19 protein-coding genes are annotated in these 18950 nt (G+C 63.4%); 9 read left to right on the top strand and 10 right to left on the bottom strand.

Annotation, left to right across the window (positions count from 1 at the left end; all coding sequences use genetic code 11):
- From T281_RS10340 to T281_RS10325, 4 genes are all read left to right on the top strand, one after another.
- On the top strand, window positions 1–268 hold a 268-nt coding region (locus T281_RS10340; RefSeq protein ID WP_037238155.1), incomplete at its 5' end, for a glycosyltransferase family protein.
- Window positions 261–1376 (top strand): CgeB family protein, encoded by a 1116-nt coding sequence (locus T281_RS10335; protein ID WP_037238153.1) that lies wholly within the window; start codon window positions 261–263, stop codon window positions 1374–1376. The genes T281_RS10340 and T281_RS10335, both read left to right, overlap by 8 nt.
- Window positions 1377–1402: 26 nt before the next feature.
- Complete coding sequence (locus T281_RS18770; RefSeq protein WP_052037361.1) at window positions 1403–2860, top strand: hypothetical protein; 1458 nt, start codon at window positions 1403–1405, stop codon at window positions 2858–2860.
- 8 nt (window positions 2861–2868) lie between these two features.
- Window positions 2869–4116: a glycosyltransferase gene (locus tag T281_RS10325; protein ID WP_155955206.1), complete on the top strand. Its 1248-nt coding sequence runs from the start codon at window positions 2869–2871 to the stop codon at window positions 4114–4116.
- Between the two features lie 155 nt (window positions 4117–4271).
- Here T281_RS10325 and aptA read toward each other — a convergent pair whose 3' ends face one another.
- Window positions 4272–5621, bottom strand: coding sequence for an omega-aminotransferase AptA (aptA, locus tag T281_RS10320; RefSeq protein WP_052037359.1), 1350 nt, complete (start codon window positions 5619–5621; stop codon window positions 4272–4274).
- A 170-nt stretch (window positions 5622–5791) separates the two neighbouring features.
- Between aptA and T281_RS10315 the strand changes: the two genes are divergently transcribed.
- Entirely contained in the window at window positions 5792–6568 is a 777-nt protein-coding gene (locus tag T281_RS10315; RefSeq protein ID WP_037238151.1) for a LamB/YcsF family protein, read from the top strand.
- A gap of 9 nt (window positions 6569–6577) precedes the next feature.
- On the opposite strand, the gene tsaE is transcribed toward T281_RS10315, so the two are convergent.
- A complete protein-coding gene (gene tsaE / locus T281_RS10310) occupies window positions 6578–8062 on the bottom strand; it encodes a tRNA (adenosine(37)-N6)-threonylcarbamoyltransferase complex ATPase subunit type 1 TsaE (RefSeq protein WP_155955205.1) in 1485 nt (494 codons plus the stop codon).
- 165 nt (window positions 8063–8227) lie between these two features.
- Here tsaE and T281_RS10305 point away from each other — a divergent pair, with 165 nt between their 5' ends.
- Window positions 8228–8470: a DUF2188 domain-containing protein gene (locus T281_RS10305; RefSeq protein WP_013420664.1), complete on the top strand. Its 243-nt coding sequence runs from the start codon at window positions 8228–8230 to the stop codon at window positions 8468–8470.
- Between the two features lie 151 nt (window positions 8471–8621).
- Here T281_RS10305 and T281_RS10300 read toward each other — a convergent pair whose 3' ends face one another.
- The 3 genes from T281_RS10300 to T281_RS10290 form a co-directional block, all read right to left on the bottom strand.
- Window positions 8622–8882, bottom strand: a complete 261-nt coding sequence (locus T281_RS10300; protein WP_013420663.1) for a hypothetical protein — start codon at window positions 8880–8882, stop codon at window positions 8622–8624.
- A 241-nt stretch (window positions 8883–9123) separates the two neighbouring features.
- Window positions 9124–10359, bottom strand: a complete 1236-nt coding sequence (gene rocD, locus T281_RS10295; protein WP_052037357.1) for an ornithine--oxo-acid transaminase — start codon at window positions 10357–10359, stop codon at window positions 9124–9126.
- Entirely contained in the window at window positions 10356–11213 is an 858-nt protein-coding gene (locus T281_RS10290; RefSeq protein ID WP_245269210.1) for a dimethylarginine dimethylaminohydrolase family protein, read from the bottom strand. The genes rocD and T281_RS10290 overlap by 4 nt, the downstream gene beginning before the upstream one ends.
- 161 nt (window positions 11214–11374) lie before the next feature.
- Between T281_RS10290 and T281_RS10285 the strand changes: the two genes are divergently transcribed.
- From T281_RS10285 to T281_RS10270, 3 genes are all read left to right on the top strand, one after another.
- Window positions 11375–11803, top strand: coding sequence for an Lrp/AsnC family transcriptional regulator (locus T281_RS10285; RefSeq protein ID WP_037238147.1), 429 nt, complete (start codon window positions 11375–11377; stop codon window positions 11801–11803).
- A 107-nt stretch (window positions 11804–11910) separates the two neighbouring features.
- Entirely contained in the window at window positions 11911–12558 is a 648-nt protein-coding gene (locus T281_RS19980) for a hypothetical protein (protein ID WP_476748448.1), read from the top strand.
- Between the two features lie 167 nt (window positions 12559–12725).
- On the top strand, window positions 12726–14963 hold the full coding sequence (locus tag T281_RS10270; RefSeq protein ID WP_052037356.1) for a primosomal protein N': 2238 nt from the start codon (window positions 12726–12728) through the stop codon (window positions 14961–14963).
- 12 nt (window positions 14964–14975) lie between these two features.
- On the opposite strand, the gene T281_RS10265 is transcribed toward T281_RS10270, so the two are convergent.
- The 5 genes from T281_RS10265 to T281_RS19735 form a co-directional block, all read right to left on the bottom strand.
- Window positions 14976–15788, bottom strand: coding sequence for a GNAT family N-acetyltransferase (locus tag T281_RS10265; RefSeq protein ID WP_245269209.1), 813 nt, complete (start codon window positions 15786–15788; stop codon window positions 14976–14978).
- A gap of 320 nt (window positions 15789–16108) precedes the next feature.
- Complete coding sequence (locus T281_RS17745) at window positions 16109–16543, bottom strand: YidB family protein (protein WP_052037355.1); 435 nt, start codon at window positions 16541–16543, stop codon at window positions 16109–16111.
- 104 nt (window positions 16544–16647) lie between these two features.
- Window positions 16648–17115 (bottom strand): HIT family protein, encoded by a 468-nt coding sequence (locus T281_RS10255; RefSeq protein WP_052037362.1) that lies wholly within the window; start codon window positions 17113–17115, stop codon window positions 16648–16650.
- Between the two features lie 88 nt (window positions 17116–17203).
- Window positions 17204–17590, bottom strand: coding sequence for a hypothetical protein (locus T281_RS10250; protein ID WP_013420610.1), 387 nt, complete (start codon window positions 17588–17590; stop codon window positions 17204–17206).
- A 58-nt stretch (window positions 17591–17648) separates the two neighbouring features.
- Window positions 17649–18950 (bottom strand): OmpA family protein (locus tag T281_RS19735; protein ID WP_052037354.1); only part of this gene is annotated, 1302 nt, incomplete at its 5' end.

Genomic DNA, 18950 nt, shown 5'->3' with positions numbered 1-18950 from the left:
AGCGTCGAACAAGCCGTTCGACTATCTCGCTTGTGGTCTGCCGCTCCTCACCAACGACACCGCCGAATGGGACGCCTTTTTTGGCAAGGCGGGCGTTTCCGTGGGGTGCGATCCATCCCGTCCCGAAGATATCGCGCGCGCGGTGACATGGTATCGCAACAATCCCGACGAGCGGCGCGCCATGACCGAACGCGGGCGACAGAAAATCCGTGATGTCTGGAACTATGAAACCCAGTTCGCGCAAGTGATCGAGGCTCTGAATGCTTGAGACAAACATGATCGAGGAAAGGGCGGCCGCGCAATCGGCTGTCAGCGCAAGCAAGATCGGCCTCAAAATCCTGATGTCGGGGCACCCGGACCCTTCCGCTCTTCCCTCATCTTACCTCCGCGCGCTGGCGGGGCTTGGGTGCCAGGTTTTTCCATACCAGCATGAATCGATTGCTCGCGGCGGCATTCGCGGACTGCCCTTGCGTATCAGGCGGCGGATCGCTCCTGCGCTCGCCTTCGCGGGCGTGAATCGCGGCCTTCTCGACAAAGCCGATGAGGTCAAACCTGACGCCATCCTGATCTTCAAGGGCATGGAGCTTTTCCCCGACACGCTGAAAGCCTTGCGCAGCCGGGGCATCAAGCTCGTCAGCTACAATCCGGACCATCCCTTCGCCTTCTATGCGCGAGGGGCGGGAAACGACTATATCAGGCAGGGCGTTCCGCTCTACGATTTGCACGTAACCTACAGTCGCAAGATCGTTCGCGATATGGCGGAGGCATACCCAAGGTCGCGCGTCGCTGTGGTCCCATTCGGCCATGACGTTTCGGACGCGGTTTTCCGGTCGATCGCCAGCGAAGGCGAGATCCTGCGCGCGTGTTTCATCGGCAATGCCGACGAGCTACGCCGCGCTGCCGTGCAGGCGCTTCTCGATGCGGGCATTCCGGTCGATGTTTTCGGCCCTCGCTGGCTCAAGCATATGAAGCCCTCTGCTCAACTCGGGATTTATGGCCCCGTCTTCGGCGAGGACATGCACCGCGCCATGCGGCGCTATCGCGTGCAGTTGAACTTCTTCCGACCGCACAATCTCGACTCGCACAACATGCGCACGTTCGAGGTTCCCGCATCCGGTGGCATCATGTTGGCCGAGGACAGCCCCGAGCATCGCGATTTCTTCGAGGCTGACAGGGAGGCGTTTTTCTTCCGCGATGTCGATGAGATGGCCGCCAAGGCGCATCGTATTTTGGAGTTGCCGAGGCTCGACGCGGAGCAAATACGCGAGGCGGCTCGCCGACGATGCGACACCGGCGGGTATAGCTACGCGGAACGCGCGCGCGCGCTGCGCGCCGAGATCGAAAAAATCTGTCTTCCCCAGTCCGCTGACGCCTGAGACACAGCCCAACCCGGAAGCGCGCGATGCTCGACCTTGATGCCACAACAAAGATTGCGCTCTACGCCTCCCTTTGGGGCGTGATCCTGCTGCTGGAACTGACACGCCTGTCGCGTCCGCGTTTTGGAACTGTCGGGCTGCCGTTCGTTCTTCTGATGGGCTTCACGATGATGCACTGCGCCGCGCTGGTTCATCTCGTCCCCGGCTACGATCACACGCACGATGTGTATCTTGCCAGCATGAATTACTCCCGCGAGACCGTCGCCGACGGGCTGGAAGCGTCCTTCCTTGCAATGCTGGCCGCATTCCTTGGGTTTCTCCTCGCCGACAGGAATGCGGTGCCCGCCGAGCCCCAGCAGGAGGTGGCAGACGCGCAGGCGCTGGCGGTTGTGAGGCGACGATCTTTGCAGTTTCTCGTCGTTGGCGCGTCAGGGCTTCTGATCCAGACCGGCACAACCATGATGGGATTAACCCTTCCCGGTTTCCAGGCCGCCCTTTTCGGCGCGCGCAGCCTCGTCGCGGTCGGCGCGATCGGCCTGATCTTCTACACATACAGGAGCGTAGGCAGCCGACGGGCACTCATCCTCACACTGATATTCGCCGCTTCGGTGCCTACGCTCTTTCTCATAACGACTGCGATCCTGGAGGATAGCCTCGTTCTCGCCATAGCGATCTTCGCCTTCTACCTCACGCTTTCGAGGGGCACGGGGGCGTTTTCGCCAATAGTTCGCAACATTACGCTCATGGCGGCCGCCATCACTTTCGCAGTCGTTTTCGCCGCCGGCTATATGCAAACGCGTGATGTTCTCAGAGAAACGCTCCGGTATGGCGGCGACGTTGAAACCGCCCTCAAAACCACGCAAGACCTCGCCGAGAGCTTCGATTCATCGACGGTCTTCGACAATTCCACTCTTGCGCTCCTCGACGGGCGGCTCAATCAGAACGTCTTTGTGGGCCTTGCCATAGAATATCTTCGGATTTTCCCCAATCTCCAGGCCGATGGCGAGACGCTCCTGCTTGCGCTTGCGGGCGGGGTGCCGCGCTTCTTGTGGCCAGACAAGCCTGAGCGTGGCGGCAGTGCGTTCATGGCGAAATATACCGGGCTCACCTTTCACGAGGAAGCCACATTCGGCGTTGGGCTAATCTTTGAGTTCTATATAAACTTTTTGTATTTCGGCGTTTTCTTTGGATTTCTTCTTCTCGGCTATGTGATGCGCAGGATAGATATTGCAGCCGTGAGGGCCATGGCCTTAAACGATATCGTGGCGTTAACGCCGTTCTATCTGATCGGGATCGCCATTATTCAGCCTCTCTCAGATCTATTCTTCATTGTAACGGGCATTTTCGCAGCTTTACTCGTCGGGTGGGCCGTCACCGTAGCGGCGCGCGTGTTCCCGGTCAGAGTGGCACTTCCCAGGCGTTACGATCCTCCGACGCACGCTTTCGCTGCCGCCTCGGCGCCGGGACACCAGCCACAACCGTGAGTTTTGCCGTGCGAATTCTCCATGTCATTCCCCATTATTATCCGGCCGTGAGATATGGCGGCCCGGTCCGCTCGGTACACGGTTTGGCGGCGGCGAGCGCTACGCTCGGCCACGACGTCCACGTCTATACGACCAACATCGATGGGCCATCGGTCTCGGATGTCGCTGTCGGCGTGCCGGTCGACCGGGACGGGGTGAAAGTCTGGTATTTCCCGATCGGATTGGGGCGAAAAGTCTTTCGCTCAGCCGGGCTCGCGCGGGCCTTGCGGGCGACGGTGGCGTCTTTCGACATCGTGCATATCCATTATGTGTGGACCTGGCCGACCGTGATCGCCGCAGCGGCTGCACGGCAGGCGGGCGTCCCCTATGTCCTCTGTCCGCGCGGCATGCTGGTGGCCGATCTCATCCGGCGGCGGAACGGCCTCGCGAAAAGGATGTGGCTGCGCCTGTTCGATCGCCGGACGGTTGCTGGCGCGGCTGCGATTCACGTCACCGCCGAGTCTGAGGCGGCCGATGTCGCGGCGCTCGGACTCAACCCGCGGCGCATCGCCGTGATCCCCAACGGTATCGATCTCCCGCGCGAAGCTCTCATGTCGGACGGCGGTGCGATGCCTGCGGCTGTCCCCGCGAGTGATCGCACCGTGCTTTTTCTCGGCCGTATAAATTGGAAGAAGGGCCTCGACCGGCTCATTCCAGCCATGGCGAAGGTTCCCGGCGCCCGCCTTGTGATCGCAGGCTACGACGAAAACGGATATCAGTCCCACGTGGCCAAACTCGCCGCAGAAGCCGGCATTGCAGAGCGCACCGAATTTCCCGGCCCGGTGGAAGGCGCGGAAAAATGGTCACTTATTCGGAGCGCGGCGTGTCTCGTCCTGCCGTCCTATCACGAAAATTTCGGGATGGTCGTGATCGAGGCAATGGCCGTCGGGTGCCCGGTTGTCGTGACCGAAGAAGTGGGCCTCGCCGCCACCGTCCGGCAGGCTGGCTGCGGTCTTGTTGTCTCCGGCGATGCGGATGCACTGGCTTCGGCTATCGCGCACATCCTCCGGGACGAGGCGGCGCGCAGCGCCATGAGCGCGGCCGGTCCTCTTGTCGCGCGCGAGCGGTTCTCGTGGGAAGGGATCGCGCATCAGGCGGAAGGCCTGTATCGCGAGTGTCTTGGGCAAAATGCCGTTGGCCCGGAGCACTGTCTCGGCACGCCTGTATCGACGGCGGTGCGTTTTGCGCCTGAGACCGGGACGCCGGTTTCGCGATAAGATCACGCTCGAAAGCGCCTTCGCGTCGTGCCGTAAAGCAGATGCGGCACGACGCTATAGTTTTGCTTGTCGATCAGCTTCTGCGTCAAATCGAGTCCGACTAACGCAGGCGATTTAAGCAACGCGCCGGAGTGCCGCGCGCAACGCATGCTGATCTAAGCAACGCGCCGAAGTGCCGCGCGCAACGCATCCACGATCTCACCGATCTGGCTTTCGGTCACGATCAGCGGCGGCGACAGCGCGATGATCTCGCCGCCCTGCCGCACGAGCACGCCGTTCGCGAAACAATCCTGATAGACCTCGAATGCGCGCTTGCCCGCGCCATCGGCGCGCGGCTCCAGCTCGACGCCAGCCACGATCCCGGTGTTGCGGATGTCGATGACATGCGGCTCGCCCTTGAGCGAATGCACGGCCTCTTCCCACACCGGAGCCAGCGCCGCCGCGCGCTCGAACAGCCCTTCGCTTTCGTAGATGTCGAGCGTGGCTAGCCCGGCCGCGCACGCGACCGGGTGGCCCGAATAGGTGTAGCCGTGGAACAGCTCGATGACGTGTTCCGGCCCCTGCATGATCGCGTCGTGAATCTCGCGCTTGGCGATGGCCGCGCCCATGGGAATCGCACCGTTGGTGATGCCTTTTGCCACGGTGAAAATGTCGGGCACAACGCCGAGCGCTTGCGAGGCGAAGGCTGCGCCCATGCGCCCGAAGCCCGTGATAACCTCGTCGAAAATCAGCAGCAGGCCGTGGCGGTCGCAGATCGCGCGGAGCCGTTCGAGATAGCCCTTCGGCGGCAGGATCACGCCCGCCGAGCCGGACATCGGCTCCACGATCACGCCCGCAATGGTGTCCGCGCCGTGCAGCGCGATGATGCCTTCGAGCGCGTCGGCGAGTTCCGCGCCATGCTCCGGCTGGCCTTTTGTGAAGGCGTTGCGCTTGGTGTCGAGCGTATGCGGCAGGTAGTCGACGTAAGGCAGCAGCGCCCCGAAAGCGCGGCGGTTGTTCACGAGACCGCCGACCGACATGCCGCCGAAATTGCAGCCGTGATAGCCCTTCTCGCGGCCGACGAAGCGGGTGCGCTGGGCCTGTCCGCGCGCGTGGTGATAGGCGAGCGCGATCTTGAGCGCACTTTCGACCGCCTCGGAGCCGGAATTTGCGAAGAACACGCGGTCGAGGCCCACAGGCGCGATGCGCGCGATACGGGCGGCGAGTTCGAATGCGCCGGGATGGCCGATCTGGAACGCCGTCGCGTAGTCCATCGTCAGAAGCTGGCGCTCCACCGCCTCGGCGATCTCGCGCCGCCCGTGCCCAGCGTTTACGCACCAGAGCCCCGCCACACCGTCGAGCACCTTGCGGCCGTCCATCGCGGTATAATGCATACCCTGCGCCTCGACGAGCACGCGCGGGTTGGCCTTGAACTGGCGGTTCGCAGTGAACGGCATCCAGTAGGCCGACATGTCGAGTTCGTTGGACAGGGAAGCGGCGGCGTTCTGGCTTGATTTGTGGCTCATGGGCGTAACCTCTTTTGGCAACCGGGTTTAAACCCGTGCGGGCGTTGTCACAAGCCGAATGCACGGAAAGGAAAACGGCTGGCGAAAAGCGGAGTCCGGCTTCATGACAGGCTCGGAGCTTATCGTCGACGGCGGAATGACCCGGAAGATGATCTATCGGGAGTAGAACCATGCATATCGACCTCAATGCGGACATGGGCGAAGGGTTCGGCGCCTACCGCATCGGCCATGACGAGGAGCTAGTCGGCATCGTCACGTCGGCGAACGTCGCTTGCGGCTTCCATGGCGGCGACTCAACCATCATGCACGGCCTCGCGGTCGCTGCGGCGGCGCGGGGCGTGGCGCTCGGCGCGCATCCCGGATTCAACGATTTGTGGGGCTTCGGCCGTCGCGCGATCCCGATGCCCGTGCGCGAACTCGAATATATGGTCGCGTATCAGATCGGCGCGCTTCAGGCGCTCGCGGCATACGCGAACGCGCCGTTGCGTCACGTCAAGCCGCACGGCGCGCTTTACAATATGGCCGCGACGGATGCTGCCTATGCGGGCGCTATCGCGGGCGCGGTGCGGACGGTTGACGATGGACTGATCCTTGTCGGCCCGCCGGGTTCCGAGCTTGAAAAGGCCGCCGATCTCGCAGGGCTTTTCTTCGCGCGCGAAGGCTTTTGCGATCGGCTCTATCGCGAGGACGGCTCGCTCGTGCCGCGTGGTGAACCCGGTGCGGTTATCGCGAACGCCGATGCCGCCGCGCTTCAGGCACTCCGACTCGCAACGGAAGGCGTGGCCTACACGGCAGGCGGCGGGAAGGTGAAGCTCGAAGTCGATACGCTGTGCGTCCACGGGGACGAGCCCGGCGCGGTCGCCGTGGCCAAGGCCGTCCGCCGCGCGCTCGAACAGGTCGGCGTGGAACTGCGCCCGCTCTCGCCATCCGTCGCCGACGCAGTTTGACGGCGCGGATCAAGCCTTGTGTAGATGCGCCTCGTACCACGCCTTCAGTTCGCCGAGGGCGGGATGCGCGAGGTTCCGCCACAGATAGCGGCGGATGCGCGGCAGATGCGCGAGATAGCCGTGCTTGCCGTCGCGCATCGAGAGGCGGGCGAAGATGCCGAGAATCTTCGTGTTGCGCTCGGTACCGAGGATGGCATAGGCGCGGGCGAATGCGGCGGCGTCGAAGGCGGGTTCGGCAGCGGCGGCGGCCTCGCAATAGCGCGCATAAAGGGCGCGCTCGACCGCTTCTGGCACATCGAGCCGCGCGTCCTGCAAGAGCGAAACGAGATCGTAGGCCGGGTGCGTCCACACCGCGTCCTGAAAATCGATCACGCCGAGCCGCTTGAGGGCGCCGCGCTCCCGGCACAGAAGCAGGTTAGGCGAGTGGTAATCGCGCAGCGCTATGGTCTTCGGCTGTTTGTCGAGCCAGTCGAGATGCGGCGACCATGCCTCGACGAAAGACCGGGCCATCTCAGCCGGGTCGGCGGGTGTCGGCTCAAGCCGGAAATACCATTGCAGCATAAGGTCGAGTTCCACGTCCATCGCTTCGCGGTCGAAGGCGGGAACGTCATATAAGCCGCCGCCCGGCACGGGCAGCGAGCGCGGCACACCGGATGCCCTGATCGCGGACAAGCCATCCACCGCCAGCGCATAAAGCGGTTCCAGCGGTTCGCCTCCGGCGATCAGGTCGCCAAACACCGCGTCGCCAAGGTCTTCCACAAGGTAAAGCCCCGCGTCCTTGTCCGAAGCCGTGACGGCGGGCGCAGACAGCCCCGCGTGCTCTCGCAGCCAGTGAGAAACCGCGATGAAGGGCGTGCCCTCGCGGGCCAGGTGGGCGATGGCGCAATAAGGGCGACCGTCACGGATCGGTGGGCCATCGCTTTGCGTGGGCCAGTCCATCAGCATCGCCGTCTCGCCCGCCCGCAAAAGACGCATGAACTGCCGCGCCGAGGCGTCGCCGCGCAATCCGAGGCAGCGCGCGCCCGCCCAGCCGCATCGCGCGAGGAACGCTTCGATCTGGCGGAAGCGCGCGAGCTTCTTTTCCCACGCGCCGAAGCCGGTGAGCGTAACGCGCCGCGTGCCGCCTTCGCCTTCGATGCGAACGTCGAGGCGGTCTTCCGGCAGCACGTCCGCGACGATATCGGGCCATTCGACGACCACCGCCCCCGTCTGGCACATTTCCGCGAAGCCGATTTCCTCCTCGTCGCCCGGATGGAGCCGGTACAGGTCGCAGTGGTAGACGGTGCGTCGTGGCGTTTCGTAAGCGTGCACGATCTGATAGGTGGGGCTCGTCGCCGCTTCGGTCACGCCGAGCGCGGAAAGCAGCCCTTGCGCGAACGTGGTCTTGCCCGCGCCGAGATCGCCGGACAGCGTGATGGCATCGCGCTCCGAGACGAAGGCCGAAAGACGGCTCCCCAGCGCCTGCAACGCTTCCGCGCTATCGATTTCCCACACGGGCACCCCTCCGATTTCATACGCCGAACCGTTGTTCTACGACCAGCATCGTGGTCAAAATCGGGACGCGAGCCACAGGTGAAAAGGTTTCCATGGTGCGGAGCGTTTATCGAACGTCGCGTGTTCCAGCAAGAATGCTACGCGTATGCAATCCGCGAGGTCGATATGACGAAAGTCCATTACGAAGTGCTGGAGCATGACGGCGGCTGGGCCTACAAGGCCGAAGGCGTCTTTTCCGAGCCGTTCCCCACGAAAGAAGCGGCGCTGGCCGCAGCCGAACTGGCGGCGGGCGAGCAGCGCGTGTCCGGCACGTCGCAGGATATCGAGTTCGAGGACGCGTCCGGCCGCTGGCATCGCGAGTTCGAGCCGGGAACGGATCGCCCCGAAACAGACGTCACGGTGAAGTAGCGGCGTCTAATGCCGGGCGCCACGGGTCAGGCGCATATCGCCCAATCTTGCGGGCTCCCGTGCGCGACCCGGATCACGCCCCAAGCCGGAGCCGATGCGCCGATTGGTGCCGCTTTGGCGCGGCGACAATCGCGATTGCAGAGGGGGCAGCTCAGCCGTGCGCGCGTTCCGCCGGGCCTGCCTTGCTCTCGGTCACACGCGAAAGATCCTTCGCGATCTGCCGCATCGTGCGAACCTGCCCGACCTTGGCGCTCAGCACATATTGCCAGTCATGATAGCTGTCGCGGATCTGAAATTCTTCGTAAAGCGTCGCAAGCCGGTCGGCGGCCTTCGCGGCGGCGTTCTGGAGGTTTGAAATTTCCTCCTCCGCGCGTGCCAGCCGCTCGCGCAAGATGGTGTCGTCTCTCGTCATGCATGCCTCCCTTGTTGTTCTTCCTTGAGGCGCACGTTCCTTCGTGGGAGCGTGTCTTTTCAAGAGTATAGCGCGAAGTCGTGCACGATTTGCTACGCTACTTTCGATACAACGGCGGATCGCTGTGGAGTTGTGATCTGAAATCCTCAGCCGAGATCACACCTGGTTGAACGCCGAAAAGAAAATGGCCGGGCTAGCCCGGCCATTCGATTCGACAATGAGACGACGACGCGCGCCGTATCTACGCGAGCACGGCGGCGAACTTCACAAGCGCCTGATCGACCTCCGCGCGCTTGATGATGAGCGGCGGCGACACCCGAATCGTGTGCTCCTTCGTGTCCTTGCAGAGGATGCCGCGATGCTTGAGCGCCGCGCAGTAACGGCGTGCGCCGCCCGCGTCGGGATGCAGTTCGATGGCCATCATCAGGCCGCGCCCCCGAATCTCTTTCACCACGTGGCTGTTGATCGCCTTCAGCCCCTCGCGGAAATACGCGCCCATCGCGGCCGAGTTTTCGACCATGCCTTCTTCGGTTACGACGCGGAGCGCCGCGCGCGCGACCGCGCAGGCGAGCGGGTTGCCTCCGAAGGTGCTGCCATGCTCGCCGGGCTTCAACACGCCCATGATCCGCGAGGTTGAGAGTACCGCCGACACGGGATAGAACCCGCCCGACAGGCCCTTGCCGAGCAGCGTCATGTCGCTTTCGACGCCCTCATGCTCTTCCGCGAGCAGCTTGCCCGTGCGCCCGAGACCCGTCTGGATCTCGTCGAGTATGAAGACAATCTTCTCGCGTGTGCAAAGCTCGCGCGCGGCCTTCACATAGCCCGGCGGCGGAATGATCACGCCCGCCTCGCCCTGGATCGGCTCCATGAGCACGGCCACCGTGTTCGGCGTGACGGCGTCTTCAAGCGCCTTGATGTCGCCGAATGGAATGATTTTGAACCCCGGCGTGAACGGGCCGAAGCCTTCGCGCGCGGTCTCATCGGTTGAAAAGCTCACGACGGTCGTGGTGCGGCCATGGAAATTCTTGTCGAAGACGATGATCTCGGCCTTGTCCTGTGGCACGCCCTTGACGGTGTAGCCCCATTTGCGAACGATCTTGATGGCCGTTTCGACCGCTTCCGCGCCGGTGTTCATCGGCAGCACGCGATGCGAACGCGTGAGCTTGCACAGCTCTTCAAAGAACGGCGCGAGCTGATCGTTGCGGAAGGCGCGCGACGTGAGCGTGAGCTTGCCGGACTGCTCGACCATCGCCTCGCGGATTTTCGGATGGCAATGCCCCTGATTGACCGCGGAATAGCCCGAGAGGCAATCGAGATAGCGGTTGCCCTCGACGTCCCAGACCCAAACGCCTTCGCCCCGGCTCAACACCACGTCGAGCGGTTTGTAATTGGTCGCGCCGTACTCGTTTTCGGTCGCGATGAAATCGTGGGCCGAGGAGAAGCTGCGCGACGGCGCGAATGCGGTGTCGAAAGTCATGGGGTTTCACCTCTGTTTGTTGCCGAAGCGGATTTGAGATCGAGCCGGAGCGTCATGCAGTAAGCGCCGCCACCGGACATGATGAAGGGGCGCAGCTTGAGCGGAACCACAGAATAGTCGCGCTCGCGAAGCTCGTCGGCGAGACGCGCGGTTGGCTCCGCCATGACGATGTCGCGCCCGATATTGACGGCGTTCACGGCGAAGCGCGCCGCGTCTTCGTCGCTAGCCTTGATGCGTTTGTCGGCCGCAACGTGATCGCGGATGACCGACAGAGAAGCCTTCGAGAAAGCTTGCGGGTAATATAGAACCTCTCCACCGCTCAAAGGCACGAAACAAGTGTCGAGATGGTAAAAGCGGCGGGAGACGAGTTCAAGCGGCTTGACCGGAACATTGAAGAAATCGCGAAGCACATCCCCCGCCTCGAATGAGGATCGTGGACCAAAACCCGTCCATAAAAACTGGCGGTTTGCGTCGAAGATCGCGTCGCCCGCGCCTTCCTGCCAATAATCTTTCGGCATTTGGCTGACATCATCGAAGGCGCCTTCGTCCTTCAGCCGTGCGAATGCTTCGAGGAAGTGCCGCTCCTCGCCCTGCCGCTCGGGATAGCGGAAGCGCGCGGCCATCACGCGGCGGTCGAGGACGACGGCGGCGTTTGCAGGGAAAACCATGTCCGGCAGGCCCGGCGCGCCATCGATATGGACGACGCGGGCGCCCGTTTGCCTTAACGCTTCGGCCAAAGATGCGGCAGCGTGCCGCGCTTCTGCTCGATTTTTAACCTCGTCCCTGCGCCATTCCTCTGGCGTCATCCAGGGATTGATCTTGTACGACACCTCGAAATGGCTGTCGTCGGTCATTAAAAAGGTTGGCGTTTTCGGCATCCGGCCTCTCGCGACGATAACATGCAATTTCCATGCAAATAATCGCCGTTGACCTCACCAGTCTAAAGGAGGCAAGTTGCGCGAAACGTTCCAAAAAGCTGACAAAGTGCAGGCGCGCCTTAGCAAAGTGTCAGATCATGCCTCTCGATGAGACCAACCGACGACTTATCGCGCTCCTGCGTGAGAACGCGCGGATGCCCGTGGCGACGCTCGCCGCGATCCTCGGCCTCAGCCGCGCGACGGTGCAGAACCGCATCGACCGGCTCGTGCATGACGGCGTTATCACCGGCTTCACGGTGACGCTGCGCCGCGAAGCTGAGCCGGACGCCGTCTGCGCGATCATGATGATTCAGGTGGAAGGCGAAAAAACCGAGCACATCTACAAGGCGCTGCGCGGCTATCCCGAGGCTGTCGCGATTCACACGACCAACGGGAGATGGGATTTCGTTGTGGAGTTGCGCACGCCGGATCTCGAAACCTTCGACCGCGTGCTGCGCCGCATCCGCGAGTTGAAGGGAATATCAAGCTCGGAAACGAGCCTTCTTCTGTCGAGTAACCGACGATAGAGCATGATCCCGGTTTTGCGAGAGATCGGTGCTCAAACAAAAGAGCTGGGAGCGCGCTTTATGTCATCAAAAGCGGTGCGGCCGAAGCCGCTGCATCAGAACCGGACTTGCCGAGTCGCTGCTTTCGCGCGGGTCTTTTTAACAACAACAGGCTGCTGCGCTTCCATTTCGAGCCGCGCCTGACGCAGTTTCTCGATCTTCGCCACACGGAGTGCGCTCTCGGAATCGATGATGGCGCGAGCGGCGGTGTTAGTCATGTCCGCTTTCGTTTGCGGTTTGCGCGGCGGCGCGAACAATGTGTCTTTAGTAATCATGAGTTTTCTTTCCTTAAGAGTGCAAAAGGCCGGGCAAGAGCCCAGCCTTCCGCTATCGCTTCTGCTTTCCGTAGGAAAACACAGGGCGCATTACGCGGCCTGGAGATTTTCCGCGGAGCTTTTGCCCGAACGGGCGTCACGCACGATTTCGAACGAAAGCTTCTGGCCTTCGACGATGGTGCGCATGCCGGCGCGCTCAACTGCGGAAATGTGAACGAAGACGTCAGCCGAACCGCTGTCGGGTTGGATGAAGCCATAGCCCTTGTTCACGTTAAAAAATTTCACTGTGCCAGTATTCATGACGATTTCCTTTCAATCGGTCATAAGTTTTTCCTCGCTGCCCAACTTGGAACAGCGATTGTTCAGGATCGATTTTGGCAGAAAGATCGTCAGGACGCGCTCAGGCGCGGAAACAAGCTCAGCAATCAAGATCGATGGTGAGAATATAGCCGTTTCCGGTGTCCGAAACAAGGCGAGTGGCGAAATATTTCTGTTGAACGACTTTTCGCCCGCGAATATTTCCCGAGGCTTGCGACAGAGCCCGTGCGCAGTGGCTTGCGCCCTGCAACGGTTGAAATCCTGCCTCGCATCGGCGAAGCTCGCGTGCGATGGCGCCTTCAGACCTGCCCCTTTTCGATGCGGATTTGCCCGAGTCGTCCGCTCGCGGCGCGACCACGCGCGCGACGGTGCCTGTGCTGCTCCCGCTCGCCCTCGACGAACCTTACACTTATGAAGTCCCCGCAGGTGAAACGCTCGCGCCCGGCGATTTCGTGGTCGTGCCCCTCGGCCCGGTGAAACGCATCGGCGTCGTGTGGCGCGAGGCGTCGGCGCGCCCGGTCGATCCCCGAAAGCTGAAGCCCGTGCTCGCGCGCCTCGACGAGGTGCCGCCGCTGCCGCCGCTCAATCTCGCCTTCGCGGACTGGGTCGCGCAGTACACGCTCGCGCCAAAGGGAATGGTGCTCCAGATGATGATGAGCGCGCGGCTCGTTTTCGAGGCGGAGGAACCGCGTTTCGGCTTTCGCGGCGGAAGCGGTGTGCCGTCGCGGATGACGGACGCGCGCCAGCGCGTGATGGCCGCCGTGGCCGATGGCGCGGTGTGGTCGAAAAAGCGGCTCATGGATGCGGCGGGCGTCAGCGCGGCGGTGATCGACGGTCTCGCCGAGGCGGACGCGCTCATCCGCGCCGAGCTTCCGCGCACGCGTGCTTTTGCTCCGAGGCCCGACTTCGCTTTCGCAAGCCTGAGCGACGCACAGCTCACAGCCGCCGGTGCGCTTCAGCAAACCATCGCGGAGGGCGGCTTCTCGGCAACGCTTCTGGATGGCGTGACCGGCTCCGGCAAAACGGAGGTGTATTTCGAGGCGGTGGCGGAAGCGCTGCGGCACGGCGAACGACAGGTGCTTATTCTCCTGCCGGAAATCGCGCTCACGAATCAGTTTCTCGAACGCTTCGAGCGCCGCTTCGGCTGCCGCCCCGGCGAATGGCATTCCGCCGTATCGCCGAAGGAGCGCGCGCGTGTCTGGCGCGGCGTGGCGCTGGGCGAAGTGCGGGTGGTGTGCGGTGCGCGGTCGGCGCTGTTCCTGCCCTTCACGGACCTCGGCCTCATCGTGGTCGACGAAGAACACGACCCATCCTTCAAGCAGGACGACCGCGTGACCTATCAGGCGCGCGACATGGCCGTGGTGCGGGCGTCGCTCGGCAAGATTCCCATCGTGCTGGCCTCGGCGACGCCATCCGTCGAAAGCATCGTGAACGTCCAGCGCGGGCGCTACCGGCATGCGGTGCTGCCCGGCCGCTTCTCCGGCAACGCGCTGCCCGATGTCGAGGCGGTGGACCTGCGCGCAGTGCCGCCCGAGCGGGGGATGTGGATCAGCGAGCCGCTCGTCGGCGCGGTGAACGAGGCCCTTGCGAAAGGCGAGCAAGCGCTCCTCTTTCTGAACCGCCGAGGCTATGCGCCGCTGACTCTGTGCCGCGCGTGCGGCCATCGCTTCACCTGCCCGCAATGCACGGCCTATCTCGTGGAGCATCGCCTGCGCGGGCGGCTCGTTTGCCATCATTGCGGCTTCTCGCTGCCGTTCCCGAAGGCGTGCCCGTCGTGCCACGGGGAGGCGACGCTCGCGGCGTCCGGCCCCGGCATCGAGCGCGTGACGGAGGAGGCGCAGAACCGCTGGCCCGACGCGCGGCTTGCGGTTCTATCGAGCGACCTCGTGCCCTCGACAGCGGCGCTGCGCGAAATTCTGACCCGCATCACGGAAGGCGATGTCGATATCGTCGTCGGCACGCAGCTCGTGTCGAAGGGGCATAATTTCCCGAAACTGTCGTTCGTCGGCGTGGTGGATGGCGATCTGAGCCTCGCCACCGCCGACCCGCGCGCGGGGGAGCGCACCTTTCAGCTTCTGCATCAGGTGACGGGGCGCGCAGGCCGCTTCGGCGCGCCGGGGCGCGGGCTGATCCAGACGCATTTTCCCGATCATCCGGTGATGCGCGCGCTCGTCACCGGCGACCGCGAGGCATTCTACGAGGCGGAAATCGGCTTGCGCGAGGAGGCGGGCTATCCACCGTTCGGACGGCTCGCCGCGCTGATCGTTTCCGGCAAGACGCGCTACGACGCGGAAGGGTATGCGCGCGCGCTCGCGCTGGCCGCGCCGGAGGCGTCACGCATTCAGGTGCTGGGGCCGGTAGAGGCGCCGCTCGCGATCATCCGCGGATTGCACCGCCAGCGGCTGCTTGTGAAGGCCGCGCGCGAGGCCGATCTTCAGGCGTATCTGCGGGCGTGGCTCGCCGGCGTGGATGCGCCACGCGGCGGCGTCACACTTCATATCGACGTCGATCCGCACAGCTTTTTGTAGTAGCAGCGGCGCTCAGCCGATCTCAAGGCTTGTTAGACCGAAGCACCGATCGCTCCGCCCGGCGGGGATGCCGTCGGTATACATGCGCGCCGTCTCGAACATCGGCTCCATGCCGTAGCGCTGCGCAAGATCGGCGCTGCGAGGGTTGGCCTCGGTCGTGTCGAGAAAGATCGGCTCGCCCCTAAGCCGCGAAGACAGCCCCTCAAAAAGCGCTCCCGCGATATGCGCCGCGTCGGCGAAAAGCGGCCCGATCCTGAACCCCGTGCGGCTCGGGCGCGCGACGCCATACCCCGCGAGGCTCTGCCCGCTCAATACGCCGAGCGCCACCGCTCCCGGCTGGTCGATCCACCGGCGCAGGAGGCGCGCGCGCGGAGCCGGAAACACGGTTGCGTCATAGCGGCAAATCTCGTCGAAACCCACGGACGACAGCTCGACCAGACCGGCGGGCTCTGCTCCGCCGCCCGTTCCCTGATAGCGCATGTTGCGATAGGCGAGCTTGAAGCCGGACTTTTTGTAATTGTCCTGCTGCGCAACGACGCCATCAAGGCCGACATTGCGCGTGCCCATGTAGGCCATCGCCGTATCCCAGAGCTTGAGGCCGAAACCCCGGCCCCGATAGGGCGGCTTGACGATATAGAGGCCGAGAAACCCGAACGCGGCATCATACGCGACTGCGGAAATGCAGCCGACCGGTTCGCCGTCGAGATCCGCGAGGAAGAAGCCGTAGGGATCGGCGGCATAGAAGCATGATGCGTCGTGACGACCCGGGTTCCAGCCCTCGGCGGCCGCCCATTCCAGAGCCAGGCCGACGCCGTTTTCGTCCATTCTGCGAACCCGCAATTCGCGGGATAATTCGTGGGCTTCGTGGGGTCTCATGACAGTTCTCTCACGCACAATCAAAAAAAGCCTGCCCAGCCGGGGGCAGGCTTCTTCCTCTCAAGAAGCTCGTTCGCGAGGCACCCGCTCTGCCGGTGCTTTCGCTCGGAACAGTGAATTTTACATTTGATTCAAGCCCGCTGGTGGCACAGTCATCAAATGTAAAATTCGAAACTGCATTAGAATCAATCGGTTACTGGTGCTCTTGAAGGCGCATATTTTTGCTGGAGAGCGCGCAACAATGGGAACCAAAAATATGCGCCAGAGCACTAGTGCGTCTGCCCGTAGGGGTGAACGATCTGGCCGCTCGGGCTCGCCTTGTCCACGGTTTCGGGTAGATGGTTCTGCAAGATGTCGAGAATTTTTTCCGGCGGAATGCCGACCTTCTGGGCGAAGCGCTGCAAGTCCTGATCGCCGAGCGCATGGCGCAGGTCTTCCTTTTCGACGGGCAGGTTTTCGCCTTGGCCGAGCCACGACTTCACATGCTCTTCGAGGCCGCCCTTGCTGAGCTTGTCGACGATCACGGTCAGATTGCCGAAGCCCGCCTGATTGAGAATATCCTGCAAGGATGTCGGAATCGCCGGGCCCGAACCCGCCTGATTTGCCTGCGGTTGCGGCGCGGACTGACGCTGCACGGGCGGCTGCTGCTGACCCTGCTGGCCAGCCTGATTCAGAGCGGCGGTGATGGCTTCGAAGATGTTCATGACGCGACCTCGCGAAAGCTTGTTTGGTCGCGAAGGTAGCATGGCAGGCTCGCGCGATCGGTCAAATCGCGCGGAAGCGCCAACGAAGGACGAACGGAGACTTTTCAATTCGACGCATCGATCAAGGAAGGCCGGATGCGAGGATCTTTAAGCAGGGCGGCTTTCAGTTTTTCCGCATGCTTCGCGAGCAGATCATTGTCCGCCATGATGCCAAGGGGGCGAAGCTCGTCGCCGGTCTTGCGCGGCAGGATATGGAAGTGGAGGTGGAACACCACCTGTCCGCCCGCCGGCTCCGAAAATTGCCAGAGCGACACGCCGTCTGCGTCGAACGCCTTCTTCGCCGCGACCGCGATGCGTTGCGCCGTCGCGATGACGGGGGCGAGTACGGCGGGCGACGCATCGAGGATATTGCGTACCGGCGCCTTCGGGATGATGAGCGTGTGCCCGTCGACGCGCGGCATGATGTCCATGAACGCGAAGCTGTCCGCGTCTTCATGGACGAAATGGCAGGGCAGTTCGCCGCGAAGGATTTTTGCGAAGACGTTGTTCGGATCGTAGGCGGGCGCGCTCATGCCAGATTCCTCCGCTGTCGGGTTCGCCTCGCTTTTCCCGCGAAGCGCGACGCGGGTCAAGCCTCCAAGATGGGCGGCCCGCTCCGGCTTAGATCACGAACAGAAGCCAGATCGCGCCGAGAAGCAGCACATTCAACTGCTCGGACACGTTCATGGTGCCGAAGCGCTTGCGGCGCTTGCCCACCACCTTGATGACTTCCTTGGTGATGACCTTGGGCGGTGGCGGCGGCGGAAGCGCCGGGTTCGGCGTGCCGCGAAGCCACCGCCAGAACAGGTTCACGGCCCAGCGGCCATAGCGCAACAGCGCGAGCGTGCCGCCGGTGAAGCTGCGGTAGCGGACACTGAGCAGCATCCACGCCACGATGAGAATCCACAGCACCGTCGAGATGAGGTCGCGCAGCACGAACCACACGACCGTCCAGACGACGCTCAGGAAGAAACTCAGGACCGTCCAGATGTACGAAAGGATGTCCATCGCTTCCCCCTGCCGGAAAGCGGACTCCTGCGCCCGCTTTCTTCACACCCTTTCGCGATCAGGGCCGGTAATCGTTCTGCGGCCCTTGCCCGCTATTGCTGTAGCGGCCTTGGTCGCTTTGCAAAAGGGGCGTGAGCCGCCTAATAACGACGCGGCGGTTCCTGATTTCCGGTCCCTGCGTCGGCACGAGGAGGAATTGCTCGCCGTAGCCCTGCGTGACAAGGTTTTCGCGCGGAACCTGATAATACTGCGTCAACACGTCGGCCACGGCCTGCGCGCGCCGGTCCGACAGGGACAGATTATCCTCGTCCGTACCGACCGCGTCGGTATGGCCCTCGATGAGGAACACTTCGCCCGGATTGTTCTGCACGATACGGTTGACCGAGTCCGCGATGCCCTGAAGCAGCGGCGCCTGATCGGGCCGCACTTCCCACGAGCCGAACTCGAAGTGGATCGTGTTCAGCCTCACACTGCGCATGCGGTCGCGGAGGTTCGGGCTCGCGAGCACCTCGTCGAGCGAGTAGGCGCGTGGCAGCGGCTCGACCGGTGCAGCATACAGCGTGTCGTATATGGTTTCTTCCGAAGCCACGCCCGCATCCACGACGTACTCCTCGGGCGGCATCGCGTGGGCTGGCGGCGGCAGCAAAACGATAGCCGCGCCGATGGCTGCGAGGCCGAGGCCCGCCGCAAGCGCGCGGTTCTCGAACAGCGTGAAGCGCCGTCCGTCCGGCAGGATGCGCACGCGGCGGATCGGGCGGCCGAACCGATCGACCTCGACTTCCACGCGCGAACCGTCCGGACGATGGAACGTCGCGAACTCGCCGCCTCCGGGGATCGGTCGGCGGTCCGAGCGCCCGCCGAAATGGCCGAAGTTCGCCGTCTCGTCGTGGCGGATGAACGTCTGGTTGTTCAGCCGGAAGATCTTGCGGTTGCCCGGCTCCTCGATGAAGCGGACGCCGTTCGGGTCGAAGCGCTCGTGCCGCTGCGCGTGGATATCGCGGAAGCGCTCGTTCTGGAGGCGCATGCGCTCATCGAGGCCCTCGCGGCTACGCTCGCGATCGGCCTGCCGACGCTGGTCTTCCTCGATCCTGCGACCCATTTCGATGCGGCGCGTGTCACGCTCGGCGCGTTCGCGCTGCTCCTGAGGCGAGGCCGGTTGCCCGAACTGCGGGCGTCCACCGAACTGAGGCCCACCCGCGGGAGGCTGTCCGCCACCGAACTGCGGTCCGACCGCGGGAGGCTGTCCGCCTCCCAACTGCGGGGCGCCCGTGCCGAAGCCTGCGGGGCCTTTGCCCGCCGGACCCTGGCCCTGAGGCTGCGCTCCGCCGGGAGCGCCTTGAGGCGTACCTTGGCCGAAACG

Origin of the sequence: Rhodomicrobium udaipurense JA643 (genome assembly GCF_000636015.1) — a bacterium.
GTDB classification, from domain to species: domain Bacteria; phylum Pseudomonadota; class Alphaproteobacteria; order Rhizobiales; family Rhodomicrobiaceae; genus Rhodomicrobium; species Rhodomicrobium udaipurense.
Note: the sequence above shows the minus strand (reverse complement) of the source record. Positions and strands in the feature narration are given on the sequence as shown.

What these genes read in the sequence shown, in the direction of transcription:
- T281_RS10335 (WP_037238153.1), top strand. Translation starts at nt 261, where the DNA reads ATGCTTGAGACAAACATGATCGAGGAAAGGGCGGCCGCGCAATCGGCT.
- T281_RS18770 (WP_052037361.1), top strand. Translation starts at nt 1,403, where the DNA reads ATGCTCGACCTTGATGCCACAACAAAGATTGCGCTCTACGCCTCCCTT.
- aptA (WP_052037359.1), bottom strand. Translation starts at nt 5,621, where the DNA reads ATGAGCCACAAATCAAGCCAGAACGCCGCCGCTTCCCTGTCCAACGAA.
- T281_RS10315 (WP_037238151.1), top strand. Translation starts at nt 5,792, where the DNA reads ATGCATATCGACCTCAATGCGGACATGGGCGAAGGGTTCGGCGCCTAC.
- T281_RS10305 (WP_013420664.1), top strand. Translation starts at nt 8,228, where the DNA reads ATGACGAAAGTCCATTACGAAGTGCTGGAGCATGACGGCGGCTGGGCC.
- T281_RS10300 (WP_013420663.1), bottom strand. Translation starts at nt 8,882, where the DNA reads ATGACGAGAGACGACACCATCTTGCGCGAGCGGCTGGCACGCGCGGAG.
- rocD (WP_052037357.1), bottom strand. Translation starts at nt 10,359, where the DNA reads ATGACTTTCGACACCGCATTCGCGCCGTCGCGCAGCTTCTCCTCGGCC.
- T281_RS10290 (WP_245269210.1), bottom strand. Translation starts at nt 11,213, where the DNA reads ATGACCGACGACAGCCATTTCGAGGTGTCGTACAAGATCAATCCCTGG.
- T281_RS10285 (WP_037238147.1), top strand. Translation starts at nt 11,375, where the DNA reads ATGCCTCTCGATGAGACCAACCGACGACTTATCGCGCTCCTGCGTGAG.
- T281_RS10270 (WP_052037356.1), top strand. Translation starts at nt 12,726, where the DNA reads ATGGCGCCTTCAGACCTGCCCCTTTTCGATGCGGATTTGCCCGAGTCG.
- T281_RS10265 (WP_245269209.1), bottom strand. Translation starts at nt 15,788, where the DNA reads ATGGACGAAAACGGCGTCGGCCTGGCTCTGGAATGGGCGGCCGCCGAG.
- T281_RS17745 (WP_052037355.1), bottom strand. Translation starts at nt 16,543, where the DNA reads ATGAACATCTTCGAAGCCATCACCGCCGCTCTGAATCAGGCTGGCCAG.
- T281_RS10255 (WP_052037362.1), bottom strand. Translation starts at nt 17,115, where the DNA reads ATGAGCGCGCCCGCCTACGATCCGAACAACGTCTTCGCAAAAATCCTT.
- T281_RS10250 (WP_013420610.1), bottom strand. Translation starts at nt 17,590, where the DNA reads ATGGACATCCTTTCGTACATCTGGACGGTCCTGAGTTTCTTCCTGAGC.